The 14,162-nt window shown below is 73.2% G+C and carries 12 protein-coding genes; 7 read left to right on the top strand and 5 right to left on the bottom strand.

The annotated features are described in order from the left end of the window. Positions 1–276 precede the first annotated feature (276 nt). The 3 genes from HZS56_RS34880 to HZS56_RS34870 form a co-directional block, all read right to left on the bottom strand. Positions 277–1,776, bottom strand: a complete 1,500-nt coding sequence (locus HZS56_RS34880) for a DUF2690 domain-containing protein (protein WP_308408230.1) — start codon at positions 1,774–1,776, stop codon at positions 277–279. 470 nt (positions 1,777–2,246) lie between these two features. Then, positions 2,247–2,720: a DUF3017 domain-containing protein gene (locus HZS56_RS34875; protein ID WP_216724828.1), complete on the bottom strand. Its 474-nt coding sequence runs from the start codon at positions 2,718–2,720 to the stop codon at positions 2,247–2,249. A gap of 373 nt (positions 2,721–3,093) precedes the next feature. Then, on the bottom strand, positions 3,094–3,948 hold the full coding sequence (locus HZS56_RS34870; RefSeq protein ID WP_216724827.1) for a bifunctional methylenetetrahydrofolate dehydrogenase/methenyltetrahydrofolate cyclohydrolase: 855 nt from the start codon (positions 3,946–3,948) through the stop codon (positions 3,094–3,096). Positions 3,949–4,221: 273 nt separating this feature from the next. On the opposite strand from HZS56_RS34870, the gene HZS56_RS34865 reads away from it, so the two are divergent. The 6 genes from HZS56_RS34865 (at position 4,222) to HZS56_RS34840 (ending at position 10,281) form a co-directional block, all read left to right on the top strand. After that, positions 4,222–4,812 (top strand): hypothetical protein, encoded by a 591-nt coding sequence (locus HZS56_RS34865; RefSeq protein WP_216724826.1) that lies wholly within the window; start codon positions 4,222–4,224, stop codon positions 4,810–4,812. A gap of 172 nt (positions 4,813–4,984) precedes the next feature. Further along, complete coding sequence (locus HZS56_RS34860) at positions 4,985–5,731, top strand: FHA domain-containing protein (protein WP_216724825.1); 747 nt, start codon at positions 4,985–4,987, stop codon at positions 5,729–5,731. Further along, positions 5,728–7,395, top strand: a complete 1,668-nt coding sequence (locus HZS56_RS34855; RefSeq protein WP_216724824.1) for a serine/threonine protein kinase — start codon at positions 5,728–5,730, stop codon at positions 7,393–7,395. The genes HZS56_RS34860 and HZS56_RS34855 overlap by 4 nt, the downstream gene beginning before the upstream one ends. Positions 7,396–7,532: 137 nt before the next feature. Further along, complete coding sequence (locus HZS56_RS34850; protein WP_216724823.1) at positions 7,533–8,366, top strand: FHA domain-containing protein; 834 nt, start codon at positions 7,533–7,535, stop codon at positions 8,364–8,366. Continuing rightward, entirely contained in the window at positions 8,363–9,721 is a 1,359-nt protein-coding gene (locus HZS56_RS34845) for a protein kinase domain-containing protein (RefSeq protein WP_216724822.1), read from the top strand. Before HZS56_RS34850 ends, HZS56_RS34845 begins: the two co-directional genes overlap by 4 nt. A 155-nt stretch (positions 9,722–9,876) precedes the next feature. After that, the gene (locus HZS56_RS34840; protein WP_216724821.1) at positions 9,877–10,281 is read left to right on the top strand and encodes a peptidase inhibitor family I36 protein; all 405 of its coding nucleotides are present in this window, start codon (positions 9,877–9,879) and stop codon (positions 10,279–10,281) included. 102 nt (positions 10,282–10,383) lie between these two features. Here HZS56_RS34840 and purH read toward each other — a convergent pair whose 3' ends face one another. Further along, a complete protein-coding gene (gene purH, locus HZS56_RS34835) occupies positions 10,384–11,979 on the bottom strand; it encodes a bifunctional phosphoribosylaminoimidazolecarboxamide formyltransferase/IMP cyclohydrolase (RefSeq protein ID WP_216724829.1) in 1,596 nt (531 codons plus the stop codon). 47 nt (positions 11,980–12,026) lie between these two features. Beyond that, on the bottom strand, positions 12,027–12,674 hold the full coding sequence (gene purN, locus HZS56_RS34830; protein WP_216724820.1) for a phosphoribosylglycinamide formyltransferase: 648 nt from the start codon (positions 12,672–12,674) through the stop codon (positions 12,027–12,029). A 374-nt stretch (positions 12,675–13,048) separates the two neighbouring features. Between purN and HZS56_RS34825 the strand changes: the two genes are divergently transcribed. Then, on the top strand, positions 13,049–13,867 hold the full coding sequence (locus tag HZS56_RS34825) for a hypothetical protein (protein WP_216724819.1): 819 nt from the start codon (positions 13,049–13,051) through the stop codon (positions 13,865–13,867). The last annotated feature ends 295 nt before the right edge of the window (positions 13,868–14,162 follow it).

Below are 14,162 nucleotides of genomic sequence, written 5' to 3'. Positions count from 1 at the left end.
CGTCACGCACGCGGTGGCGTCGGCCGCGGAGTCCACGGCGACCATCGGTGGGAGGCCGGTGGGGAACGGTGGTGCGAAAACGGACAGTTGAAAAAAGTTCGACTCGGGCAGGCATGCCCGCCGTTGTCAGGGGCACGCGAGTAGTACCCCCACGGGAGTCCGGCAACGGTCCCCGAAACGGCGGCCGCCTTCGTCCCCCCTCTCCCGGACAGGCGGCCGCCTCTTCGTGGGCCCGTTCATCCGCGGCCCCTGCTTCATGCGGCTGCTTGCGCGCAGCTACTGCGTGCAGCCCTGCTGTCCCGACGCGAGCGTCACGCACGCGGTGGCGTCGGCCGCGGAGTCCACGGCGACCATCGGGGTGTACGCGGCGGTGCTGCCGGGGACGTCGACCGCCGCCTGCTGCCCCTCCGCGCCCCCCGCCTTCACCTGTACCTCGTCGCCCTCGGCGGCCTGGGTGACACGGGCCCACGCGGCGCCGCAGATCTTGCTGTAGCGGACCTCGACGGAGGCCGTGCCGACGGCGGCGGTCGCGCCGGTGGTCACGAGGTCGCCGCCGCAGCCCATGGCCTCGGGGTCCTTGCCGGTGCAGGCGTCTCCGCTGCACTTCACCCCCGGCGGCAGCTCGGGCGAGTTGCTGACGGTCGGCGACGAGGACGGCTTGGCGCCCTCGTCGTCCTTGCCGCCGCCTTCGTTCAGCAGGAAGAAGGCGCCCGCGATCACGACCAGCACGCCGACGACGCCCGCGACGAACGTCGTCGTCCGCCTGCCGCCCCCGGAGGGCCGCCCGCCCGGACGCGGACCGCCCTGCGGGGGCCGGCCGTAGGCGTCCGCGGAAGTGTGGCCGTGGCCGTGGGGATCGCCGGGCGCGTGGCCGTAGGGGTCGACGGGAGCGTGGCCGTACGGGTCGGCGGGGCCGTGGCCGCCGTACGGGTCGGCGGGGCCGTGGCCGTTCGGGAGGGAGCGGCCTCCCGCCGCCGCGGGGCCCGTGGCCCTCGCCGGTCCCCCGGGCTCCGCGGCCCCGGTACGGCTGCCGTACCGCGCCGTGCGGTCGCCGGCCGGCGACGGTCCCCGGTATCCGGCCAGGCCCCACGAGTTGCCGTCGGTCGCCCCGCCGGGGGACGGGTCGTCGGACGGCGGTACGGAGGGAGCGCCGGCGGCACCGCCGCCCCGGACCGGGCCGAGGGCCGAGTCGGGGCTGTCGGCGGCCGTCGGCTGCGCGGGGACCGTCGGCGGCAGTGTGGGCGCGACCCCGGCCGGACCGGCGACGCCGGACGACGGTCCGCCTCCGGCGTGCCGGCCCGAGCGGTTCTGCCGGCCGGTCCCCGCACTGTCGGCCGCCTTGTCCCCCTTACCGGCCTTACTCGCCTTCTGGGCCTTTGCCGCCTTCTCAGCCTTCTCTGCCTTCTCCGCTTTGCCCGCCCTGTTCGCGGAGGTGCCCGCCTCGCCGAGCGCGGCGCGGGCCTGGGAGATACGGATGGCCTCCATGGTCATGTCGTGGCGCATCTCCGAGCGGCTCCAGGCCCGCTCGGCCAGCTCCCACATGGTGGTCAGGTGAACGGGGTTGGTGCCCGTCACCTCGGCCAGGGCCACGATCGCACCCTTGGGTGCGAGCAGCCTGCCGTTCAGATAACGCTCCCAGGACGTCTTGCTGTAGCCCGTGGCGTCGGCGACCGACGCGACGCTCAGCTCGCTGCGGTCCACGAGCCGGCGCAGCTGACTGGTGAACTCTCTGATCTGCGGATCGAGTTCGTCCGGCAAGGCCTTCCAACGAGGCACTGCTTCCCCTTCCCCCCGGTGACGTGCTGGTCGTTCCCCCGCCGGTTCCCGCCGGCCGACGCCGGCCCCCCGCCGGTTCCCGCGACCGGTTCCCACGCGCGGCGTCCCGCTCGCGGCACCCGTTCTGGCTACCCACAGGGATGCGCCCGGTCAGGATCTCAGTTCCCGGGGTGGGGGCGCACAGGAGCACAGAGCCACAGGCGTGCACCGTCCCACGCCCGCCGACTCGCCGTCCAGTGTCCCACCGGCGCCCCCGTGCTCCGAACGGAACCCCTGACGCCAACGCTCCCCGCCCCGGCCGCCTCCGGTCTCCCGGACCCGCGTAGCGGAGTGGCGGAACGGTCACCTCCGTGCCACAGCGCCCTGACAGGCGTTGAACCGGCGGTTCGCCCTGCAGCAGGGTTGTTCCCGGCGGCGGCCCGTCCTTCAACGGGGGTGAGGACGGGCCGCCGTTCGCCCGGGAACGTGCCCTAGCTACTTACGGTGAAGTGCAGCAGATCGTTCAGGAACGGGATCTTCAGCGGTGCGTCGGGCTGCGCCATGAGCGACAGCATGACGATCGCGGTGCCCAGCACGCCGTACGTGGCGATGTCCGTGAAGCGCGAGCGCACGGCGAGCATGCCGACGTCCGGTACGACCCAGCGCAGCGCGGCTCCCGTCAGCAGCGCGGCGCCGACCAGGACCAGACCCCAGCGGAACACGTCGAGCCCGGTGAGCAGCAGGCCGACCCCGACCAGGGCGACGACGCCGATCACCGGCCACTGCCGTGCGGGCGCGGGGGCGGCACCGGTCGCGGCCCTGCCGCCGCCCTCGGGACGCGCGGTGTCCCGGGTGAAGAGGGGGAACCGGCGGGTGACCCGGCGCGGCCGCCCCTCGGCGTCCGGCGCGCTGACGGGGTCCCGGACGGTGACCTCGGAGTCCGCGGGGCCTCCGGCCGTCCCCATCCCGTCGGTGCGCTTCGAGCTTTCGGTCCGCTCCGAGCTTCCGGTGCGCTCTGAACTTCCGGTCCGCTCTGAACTTCCGGTCCGTTCCGAGCTTCCGGTGCGCTCTGAACTTCCGGTCCGTTCCGAGCTTCCGGTGCCCTCCGGACTCCCGGTGCGCTTCGAATCGCCGCTGCGCTCCGAACCTTCGGCGGGCTTCGGACTTCCGGCGCCCTTCGGACTCGCCGTCCGACTCGGCCCGTCCGGGGACTCGGACCGCTCCCGGGGTGCGGACCGCTCCCGGGGTGCGGACCGCTCCGCGGACGCGGGCCGCTCCGCGGGCTCGGCGGAGCGGACGGCGCGCTCGCGGCGGACGGCGCGCCCGGCCCGCTTGTCCTCAGCCGGCACGGCGCTCCGCCGCCTCCACCACGTTGACCAGCAGCTGGGCCCGGGTCATGGGGCCGACACCGCCGGGGTTCGGGGAGATCCAGGCGGCCACCTCGGCCACGTCCGGGTGGACGTCGCCGACGATCTTGCCCTCGGCGTTGCGCGAGACGCCGACGTCGAGGACGGCGGCGCCCGGCTTGACGTCCTCGGCACGGACCAGGTGCGGGGAGCCTGCCGCGGCGACGACGATGTCGGCACGCCGGAGGTGGGCGGCCAGGTCGCGGGTGCCGGTGTGGCACTGGGTCACGGTGGCGTTCTCGCTGCGCCGGGTGAGCAGCAGCGGCATCGGGCGGCCGATGGTGACCCCGCGGCCGACGACCACCACCTCGGCGCCCTTGACCTCCACGCCGTGGCGGCGCAGGAGGGTGAGGATGCCGTGGGGGGTGCAGGGCAGCGGTGCCGGCTCGTTCAGTACGAGGCGGCCGAGATTCATCGGGTGCAGGCCGTCCGCGTCCTTGTCCGGGTCCATCAGCTCCAGGATGCGGTTCTCGTCGATGCCCCTGGGCAGCGGGAGCTGGACGATGTAGCCGGTGCACTCCGGGTCCTCGTTCAGCTCGCGGACCACCGCCTCGATCTCCTCCTGCGTGGCCGTGCCCGGCAGTTCGCGCTGGATGGAGGAGATACCGACCTGGGCGCAGTCGCGGTGCTTGCCGGCGACGTACTTCTGACTGCCGGGATCGTCCCCGACCAGGACGGTGCCGAGGCCCGGTGTGACACCCCTCTCCTTCAGCGCCGCCACGCGGGCGGTCAGTTCGGACTTGATCGCGGCTGCGGTGGCCTTGCCATCGAGAATCTGGGCGGTCATGACCCCATCCTCGCGGATGACGGGCCCGCTGTTCCAATCCGGCCATCATCCGGACGCCGGGGGACGGGTCCACCCGTATCCATTCATGATCGACGTTGTTGCACTTGCACAACGCATTGTGAACGGGGTGGACAAGTAAGAGATCGGTCAAGAACGATATGCAGCACAGTGCCGCGGGGCCGTACCGGGGGGACGAACCGCTTCTTCACATCATTCCTCCGAGCCGGGCCACGCGTCGTCCCCGCACTTGACAGCTACGGAGGAAGTCCCGCCATGAGTTTCGGCGACCCGAACAACCCCTACGGCGCGCCCCAGGGCGGCCAGCAGCCGAACTACGGCTACCCCCAGCAACAGCCCCAGGGGCAGGGCCAGCCGGGCTACGGCTACCCCGCGGCCCCGCCCGTGCAGCAGCCCTACGGCGGGGGCTACGCCCCCGGCCCGTCGACGATGCCCGGCACGGTCAGTGCGGCCCGCGTCATGCTGTGGGTCATCTTCGGCCTCCAGCTCGTCGGCGTGGCCCTGTTCGCCATCAGCGCCGTGGGCGTGGACGCCGCGAAGAACGACGAGACCCTGCAGGACGACGCCGCCTTCCAGGACCTGGCCGACTACTCGTCCGGCATGCTGTGGGGCCTCACGGCGTTCGCGCTGGTCTGGGGTGTGGCGGCGCTCATCATGGCGATCAAGGTCGGCAGCGGCGGCAACGGCATACGCGTCACGACCCTGGTCTTCGCGATCATCACCGCGATCCTCGGCCTGTACCCGTTCATCCTGGTGGGCCTCGTCCACACGGTGCTCGCCATCCTGGTCGCCGTGTTCGTCGGCAACTCGAACGGCGCCGCCTGGTACAAGCGCCCGCGCTACTGAGTACCGGCGCGTCCTTTCCTGAGTACCGGGACTCCCGTTACTGAGTACCGGACACTGAACGGTTCTCGCCAATCACGTCACAGGGCCGCGTCTCACCCGTACGAGGGGGGCACGGCCCTGTCGCGTCGCCCTAGTCTGGCGAGGGCAGCCGTCAGGCACGGGGAGACGCACCTTGTTCAGCATCATCGTGGTACCTCCGCAGACCCCGGAGGACGAAAACACCGGCACCCAGTTCCGGCTCGCACCCGGCGAGCGGCTCGTCTTCGGGCGGGCCGTGTCCGAGGGCGGGCTGCTGATCGGACACGACGGGGTGTCGAGAAGAGCGGGCGAGATCACCGCCCACGGCACCTTCTGGACCGTCAGCAACCTGTCCGCCCACCAGACCTACGTGGTCGAGAACCCGGAGGGCGCCGGCGAGCACATCAAGGTCGCGCCGGGCCGGCTGGACGCCCCGGTGCCGTTCGAGTTCTCGCGGATCGTGCTGCCCGCGGCCGGGGACCTGCTGCCGGTCGAGGTCTGGGCGCCGCGCCACGACTACCTGCGCGGCGAGGGCGGCGCCGACGGCGAGCCGACCGCCCCGGCCTTCTCCGTCGACCGCACCAAGCGGTACTTCGCGGTCCTGGCCGCCCTGTGCGAGCCTCGGCTGCGCGGGGCGCCGCACGCCCCGCTGCCGACCATGGACCAGGTCGTGCGGCGGCTCCGTCCGACCTGGCCCGCGGCCTCGCGGACGTCGGTGCAGTGGAACATCGACTACCTGGCCGTGAAACTGCGGCTGAAGCCGGGCCCGGAGACCGCCGACCCGGGCCCCCGGCTGAACGGCAAGAAGGAGTCGCTGGTGTCCCTGGCGCTCCGTTTCGACCTGGTCCGCGAGGACGACCTGGTGGTCCTCACGGAGCCGTCCGGGCAGGCGCTGCGATGACCGAGCCGTACGCCGTCCCGGTGCCCCGCGGGTACCGGGTGGGGGCCTGGGAGGTCCGCGAGCCGATCGCGACCGGTGCCTTCGGGAGCGTCTACGCCGCACGCCGCGTGGACACCGGCCACGGCAACCACAACGCGGCTACGGGGCGCGGCAGCGGCAGCGGCAGTCTGCCGGAGACGGCCGCGCTGAAGTTCCTGCCCACCGGCACCGGCACCCCGCGGCAACTGACCCATCTGCGGGAACTGATCGAGCGCGAGGTCGAGTTGCTGCGCCGCCTGCGGCAGCCGCGGCTGATCCGGATGTACGAGAGCCTCACGGTCGACGACCCCGCCGACGGCAGGCTCGACGGCGCCACCGTCCTCGTACTGGAGCGGGCCGAGGGCTCCCTGTCGGCCCTGCTCGGCACGGCACCGCGCCCGCCGGCCGGCCCCGCGCTGCTCGCGCAGGTCTGTGCGGGACTGGCCCAGCTGCACCGGGCGGGCTGGGTGCACGGGGATCTGAAACCGGCCAACGTCCTGCTGATGGCCGACGGCTCGGTCCGGCTCGCCGACTTCAACATGGCCGCCGAGCTGGAAGGCACCCACGCCTACACACCCGCCTTCTCCACCCCCGACTACACGCCGCCCGAGCTGCTGTGGTCCGAGATCGGCGAACGGGGCCGCCGGATCCGCCCGTCGGCCGACGTCTGGGCCTTCGGCGTCCTGGCCCACCTGGTGCTCACCGGGACCTTCCCGCTGCCCGGCGGCACCCCGACCGCCCGCCGCGACGCCGCCGTCGCCTACGCCCGCGGCACCCACGAGCTGCGGCTGTCCCCCGAACTGCCGCAGGCCTGGAGCGAGATCGTCCGGGCGTGTCTGACCCGTACACACTCCGGCCGGATCGGCACCGACGCCCTGCTGCGCCGGGTGACGGCCGCGGCGGAGGGCACGCGGGGCACGGCGAGGCGCGCCCTGGTCCCGAGGTCCCTGGTCCCGAGGTCCCTGTTCCCGCGGTCCCTGTCCCGGCGGTCCTCCCGGCGCCCCCGCGGACGCCCGCGGCGTACGTTCGTCGCCTCGGCGGCCGCGGGGCTCGTCGCCCTCGCCGCGCTCGGGTACGGCGCGGTCCGCTGGGCCGACGACGGCCGGGAGCCCGGCGCGGGCCCGCGCCCCGGCGGCACCGCGAGCGTCTCCGCCGCGTCCTACGGCGCGGCCGAGCTGCGCACCGACCGGGACGTGCCGCCCGCCTACCGCCTGCTCATCGTCGAGACGGCGCACGACTGCGAACGGGACGAGGTCACCCCGGCCCTGGTCGCGGCGATACTGAAGGCCGAGAGCGACTTCGACCCGGACCTCTCCGACCCCGCGAAGGACGAGTACGGCATCGCCCGCTGGACCCCGAGCGTGCTGCGCTGGTGGATGAACGAGGACGGGACTCCCGGCGAGGCCGTCCCGCAGCCCCCGTTCCCGCCGGCCGAGTCCGTCCCGGCGATGGGCCGCTACCTGTGCTGGATCGCGCCCCGCCTGGAGGCCGGACTGGAGGGCGACCGTGCCGTACTGACGGCCGTCGCCTACCGGACGTCGTACAAGAAGGTGAACGACGCGGGCGGGGTTCCCCCGAAGTACCACGACTACGCCGTCCGCGTCGCTCACCACCTCAAGGAATACACGCCCCGGGAGCGGAAGTGACCCTGTGACGTCAGAGGTGGACGGCGACCCGCCGAACCGTCGGAATGCCTGGGTCGCCCTCAACTGCCTCCCGTACGCTGCTCGTTGTTGGACTGGGGAAGGTTGACCCCGAGGAATCGGGGGAGGGGGACGACTCCATGTACAGCGTCATCGTCGTGCCGCCGTCGTGCGGCAACGTCTCGGAACAGCTCAGGATCAGCGCGGGCGAGCGCATCGAGTTCGGCAGGGCGTGTCCGGGTGATCCGTACGCCCGGGGCTCTGGCTCCGGGGACTCTCGCTCCGGCCGGTTGCACTCCGGCGGTTCGCGCTCCGGCGCTTCGCTCTCCGGGAGCGGCGGGCTGGCCATCGCGCACGCGGGGGTGCCCCGGGTCGCCGGGGAGATCACGGCGCACCGGACGTTCTGGCTGCTGAGCAATCTCAGCGAGGACCAGACCTACGTGGTGGAGAACCCGGAGGGCGCCGGCGAGCACATCAAGGTCGCGCCGGGCCGGGTGGACGCCCCGGTGCCGTTCGAGATGTCGCGTGTGACCCTGCCCGCCGCGGGCGACCTGCTCAGCTTCGACGTGTGGGCGCCGCGGCACGCCTTCCGCAGCGTCGAACGCCAGGGTCTGGAGGGGGCGGGCACCGTCCCGGCGTTCGCCCTGGACCGCACCAAGCGGTACTTCGCGGTCCTGGCCGCGCTGTGCGAGCGGCGCCTGCGCGGTGAGCCGCGCGCCCCGCTGCCCGCCGTCGAGGAGATCGTGGAGCGGCTGCGTCCCAGCTGGCCCAAGGTCAGCCGGTCCGCCGTCTACTGGAACATCGACTACCTCGCGGTCAAGCTGCGGCTGAGACCCGGCCCGGACACGGCCGAGCCGGGGCGGCGCACCCATGGCAAGAAGGAGTCCCTGGCCTCCCTCGCCCTCCGCTTCGACCTGGTCCGCGAGGACGACCTCGTGGTGCTCGCCCCGGCCCCGAGCGGAACGGAGCGGTGACCGGGCGGCCGTACGCGGTGCCGGTGCCGAAGGGGTACCGGATCGGGCCGTGGGAGGTGCGCGAGCCGGTCGCCTCCGGTGCGTTCGCCACGGTCTACGAGGGGGTCCGCGCCGCGTCCGCCGGTGCGGGCCGCACCTCCGACGCGGGCGGGCTGCCGCGGCGGACGGCGCTGAAGTTCCTGCCCACCGGCACCCGCACCCCGCGCCAGCTGCACCACCTGCGCGACCTCGCCGAACGCGAGGTGCAGCTGCTCCGACGGCTGCGCTCGCCGCGCCTCGTCCGGATGTACGACACGCTGACGGTCGACGACCCCGACCATCCCGAGCTGGACGGCGCCACAGTCCTCGTACTGGAGCGGGCCGAGGGTTCCCTGGACGCCGTACTGGCCCGCACCCCGCGCCCGGAGGCCGGTCCGGCCCTGCTCGCCCAGATCTGCGAGGGCCTGCACCAGCTGCACCACGCCGGCTGGGTGCACGGGGACCTGAAACCGGCCAACGTCCTGCTGATGGCCGACGGTTCGGCCCGCCTCGCCGACTTCAACATGGCCGCCGAGCTGGAGGGCACCCACGCCTACAGCCCCGCCTTCTCCACGCCCGACTACACCCCGCCCGAGCTCCTGTGGCCCGAGGTCGACGAGCGCGGCACCCGGATCCGTCCGTCGGCCGACGTCTGGGCCTTCGGCGTCCTCGCCCACCTGGTCCTGACCGGTGCCTTCCCGCTGCCCGGCGGCACCTCGGAGGCCCGCTGCGACGCGGCGACGCGCTACGCGCGCGGCCGCGAGGAACTGCGCCTGTCCCCCGGCCTGTCCGAGGCCTGGCAGGACGTCCTGCGCGACTGCCTGGCCCCGACCCACGCGGAACGCCCCACCGACACCGCGGCGCTGCTGCGGCGGGTGGAAGGGGCCGCGGGCACCTCCCGCTCGGCCCGGCTGCCGAGGCTGCGTCCCCGGCGGTGGCGGCGTCCGGCCCGGGCGGCGGTCGTCGCGGCGGCGGTCGTGGGCGTGACGAGCCTGGCCTACACCTCCCCGTGGGAGCCGGACCCGACCACCACGGCCCCGCCCACCTGCGAGAGACCCGTGGTGTACGAGGACGCCGACGGCCGCGGCTACATGGCGGGCCACAGCGGCACCTGGGACTTCACCGTCCAGCGGGGCGACGGCGGAAGCCAGGTCAGGGAGTTGCAGTGCCTGCTGCGCCACCTCCACGGCATCGAGGAGGTCGGCGAGGTGGACGGCGACTTCGGCCCGCTGACCCAGGGAGCCGTCGTCGTCTTCCAGAAGCGCGCGGGCCTGGACGCGGACGGCGTCGTGGGCCCGGCGACGTGGCGGGCCCTGCGCGAGCCGGCGAGCGGCTGAATCACGTGCCGTCGGCCGGCCGGGCACCCTGAAACCTTCGAGGTACCGGCCCGGCTCGGCCCACAGCACAGTGTTCCCGGGGCCGCCGCCGTGCGGCGCCGCTCATCGGGGGAACGCACACCGCCCCTCCGTCGGCATCCACCAGGAGGACTTCCATGAAGCACGTCCGGGCACTGCGCACCAAGGCCGGCCTCGCCGCCGGGGCCACCGTCCTCGCGGGTCTGGGCCTCGGCGCGGCCACCGCGCCCGCCCAGGCCACCGCCACCGCGTACAGCTGTCCCTCCGGAGACATCTGCTTCTACACCGGCGACAACGGCACCGGCAAGCGCTGCAACTGGAACGGGAACGACAACGACTGGCGCAACGGCGACATCCAGTGCTCGTGGGCCGCGGACAACAACGTGCGGTCGGTCTACAACAACGGCAACAGCGGCAAGGCGGTCGTGTACTACAGCGGAGCCAACTACCAGACGCGCAAGGGCTGCACCACGAAGGGCACGAAGGGCAACCTCGCGGGCACGTACAAGCTGCGTTCGCACAAGTGGGTCTCGAGCTGCTGATCCGCTCCGGCGGGCCGTGCCGGCCGTGCGGGCCGTGTCCTCGTGACACGGCCCGCCCCGCCGGCGTCACCGGCCCGCCCCGTCGGCGTCAGGAAGCCGGCATCAGTGGAAGAAGTGCCGCGTCCCCGTGAGGTACATGGTCACGCCGGCCTTCTTCGCGGCCTCGACGACCAGCTCGTCACGGACCGAGCCGCCGGGCTGGACCACGGCCTTCACCCCGGCGGCGGTGAGGATCTCGAGCCCGTCGGGGAAGGGGAAGAAGGCGTCGGAGGCGGCGTACGCCCCCTGCGCGCGCTCGGCACCCGCCCGCTCCACCGCGAGCTTCGCGGAGTCGACCCGGTTGACCTGGCCCATGCCGACGCCGACGGAGGCACCGTCCTTGGCCAGCAGGATCGCGTTGGACTTGACGGCCCGGCAGGCCTTCCAGGCGAAGGCCAGCTCGGCCAGTTCCGCCTCGGACAGGGCTTCACCGGTGGCCAGGGTCCAGGTGGCCGGGTCGTCGCCGTCGGCCTGGAGGCGGTCGGTGACCTGGAGGAGCGCACCGCCGTCGACCGGCTTGACCTCGACCGGGGCTGCGGGGGCCTCCGGGGCTCGCAGGACGCGGATGTTCTTCTTCTTGGTGAGGGCCTCGAGGGCGCCGTCCTCGTAGTCCGGCGCGACGACGACCTCGGTGAAGATCTCGGCGACCTGCTCCGCCATCTCCTTGGAGACCGGGCGGTTGACGGCGATGACGCCGCCGAACGCGGACAGCGGGTCGCAGGCGTGCGCCTTGCGGTGCGCCTCGGCGACGTCCGCACCGACCGCGATGCCGCACGGATTGGCGTGCTTGATGATCGCGACGCAGGGCTCGGTGTGGTCGTACGCGGCACGGCGGGCGGCGTCCGTGTCCGTGTAGTTGTTGTACGACATCTCCTTGCCGTGCAGCTGCTCGGCCTGCGCGAGGCCGCCGCCCCCGGGCGAGGTGTAGAGGGCCGCGGGCTGGTGCGGGTTCTCGCCGTAGCGCAGGGTGTGCGCACGCTCGAAGGTGTGGCCGAGGAAGTCCGGGAACCGCGACTCGTCGACCGGGGCGTACTCGGAGGCGAACCAGGAGGCGACGGCCACGTCGTACGCCGCGGTGTGCTGGAAGGCCTCGGCGGCCAGGCGCTTGCGGGCGGCCAGGTCAAAGCCCCCGTCCTTGGCGGCGGAGAGCACGTCGGCGTACCGGGCGGGGCTGGTGACGACCGCGACGGAGGGGTGGTTCTTGGCAGCGGCGCGGACCATCGACGGGCCGCCGATGTCGATCTGCTCGACGCACTCGTCGGGGGTGGCGCCCGAGGCGACGGTCTCGCGGAACGGGTAGAGGTTGACCACGACCAGGTCGAAGGGCGCCACACCCAGCTCGTCGAGCTGCTGCCGGTGGCTGTCCAGGCGCAGGTCGGCGAGGATGCCGGCGTGCACCTTGGGGTGCAGCGTCTTGACCCGGCCGTCCAGGCACTCGGGGAAGCCGGTCAGCTCCTCGACCTTGGTGACGGGGACGCCGGCGGCGGCGATGCGCCCGGCGGTGGACCCGGTGGAGACGAGTTCGACACCCGCCTCGTGCAGGCCGCGGGCGAGGTCCTCGAGCCCGGTCTTGTCGTAGACGCTGACGAGCGCCCGACGAATCGGGCGTGCCTGAAAGGCACCCGATTGAGGGTGGTGGTGGGTGACGGACGGGCCAATGGCCCGCTTCTCGCTTCCGGTGGTGGCGGTAGCGCTGGCGCTGGCGGTCACTGGATAACTACCTTTCGTCCCTCAATGCGATAGCCGTTGCGGGCGAGCCGCCCCACGACATCGACGAGCAGCCTTCGCTCGACTTCCTTGATGCGCTCGTGCAGAGCGGCACCTTCGTCTTCGTAGTCCTCGTCCCGTACCTCCACCACGCCCTGCGCGATGATCGGCCCGGTGTCGACGCCGTCGTCGACGAAGTGGACGGTGCACCCGGTGACCCTGGCCCCGTAGGCGAGCGCGTCCCGCACCCCGTGGGCCCCGGGGAAGCTGGGCAGGAGCGCGGGATGGGTGTTGACGAGGCGCCCCCCGAACCGCGCCAGGAACTCCTTGCCCACGATCTTCATGAACCCGGCCGACACGACGAGGTCCGGTCGGTGCTCGGCGACGGCCTCGGCGAGCGCCGCGTCCCACTCCTCGCGGCTCCCGTGGTCCCGGACCCTGCGGACGAAGGTCGGCACCCCGGCGCGCTCGGCGCGGGCGAGCCCCTCGATGCCGACACGGTCGGCACCGACGGCGACGACCTCGGCCCCGTAGGCATCGACACCGGTGGCGGCGATCTCGTCGAGGAGCGCCTGGAGATTGGTGCCGGATCCGGAGACCAGGACGACGAGGCGCTTGGCTCGCCGGTCCACGGGCTTGGCGGCCACGGTGGGGGCCTTTCTCGGGGGAGCGGGTCTTGTGCAGGGCGGCCTCGTACGGCTGATGGCTCTGTACGCGCGTCCGTACGTCCGTGTGCTGCCCGTGCGTCCGTTTGTACAGTCGTACGAATGCTTCACGCCCCCGGATACGGGGAAGTCTACGAAGCGGCCGACCGTCAGCAACGATACCGGCACACCGGAAGGCCCCCTCGGGACGGGGGCGCGGCCGGGAGGTAGCGTCTGCGTGGAGCCGGACCGGGAACGCGACCTGCGCGTCACGCGTTCACAGGTTGTGCCGACGGGTTCGCCCGTTCCACCCGTTCCATCCGTTCGACCGTTCCTTACCGCCAAGTCCTTACCGCCAAGGGGAAGACGCTCACTTGATGCCGGACCGCAGCCTGCGACTGCTCACGCTCCCCCAGCAGTCGGTGCAGCCAGGGGAGCGCAGCACCGTGTTGCTGCGGGAGCGCCCCTCGTCACCGCCCGACTCGTCCTCGGACCCGAGGAACGGCGGCGAGCAGGACGGCGCCCGGGGCGCCCATGACGCCGGCGAGCAGGACAACCCGTTCGCCCCGCCCCCCGAGGGCACGCCGGACAGCCCCTGGCAGCCGCGGCACCCGTCCGGTGACGGCGGCTCCCAGGACTCGTCCGGTACGCAGGGCGACGGACGCTCCCCGTGGGGCGGCCAGTGGAGCGACCGCCAGCCCGGCCGGTCCCCCGGCGGTTTCGGCGAGCGACCCGGCGGCGGTTCCGGTCCCGAGGGCTCGGGCAACACCCCGGGCCCGCGCTGGGACCCGACCGACCCGTCCCAGCGACGTGCCCGCTACGCCCTGCTGAGCGGCATGTGGGCCCTCTTCTTCGCCCTGCTGACCTGGCCGTACGTGGCCCTGCTGCTCGGCGCACCGGCTGTGTACTGGGCGATCAGCTCCCTGCGCGCGGGACCCCGCGCCGCCTCCGACCCCGACACCCCGGCCGCGTCCCGGCCCGCCGACCAGCCCCGCCGCCCGCAGCGTACCGCCGCGATCAGCGGCCTGGTCCTGTCGTCGCTGGCGATCCTCCTGGTCGCCGCGTCCTTCGGCGCCCAGCTGGTCTACAGCGACTACTACACCTGCCGCGACGACGCCCTCACCAACGCGTCCAAGCAGGCCTGCGAACGCCACCTGCCGGAACAGCTGAGAGACCTGCTGACCTCGGAAGACTGACACCCCCGCCCCACCCTCGACACGGACCGGCACCACAGCCGCCGCCACCCTCCACACCGGACCGGCCACCACAGCCGCCGCCCCCCCTCCACACCGGACCGGCCACCGCAACCGGACCGGCCATGCCAGCCGGACCAGCCACCACAGCCGCACCGGTCATGACAGCCGGACCGGCCACCACAGCCCGTCCGGCGTTTGAGGACGAGGCCGTTCAGGCCGAAGCGGGGTCCGGGTCCAGTCTCTTAGACACATCTCAGAGCCAACGAGACTAAGGCGAAAGGGCAGAGCCCGGATT

Origin of the sequence: Streptomyces mayonensis, from assembly GCF_018982965.1 — a bacterium.
Lineage (GTDB): Bacteria > Actinomycetota > Actinomycetes > Streptomycetales > Streptomycetaceae > Streptomyces > Streptomyces mayonensis.
This window is presented reverse-complemented; position numbering and strand designations above follow the sequence as displayed.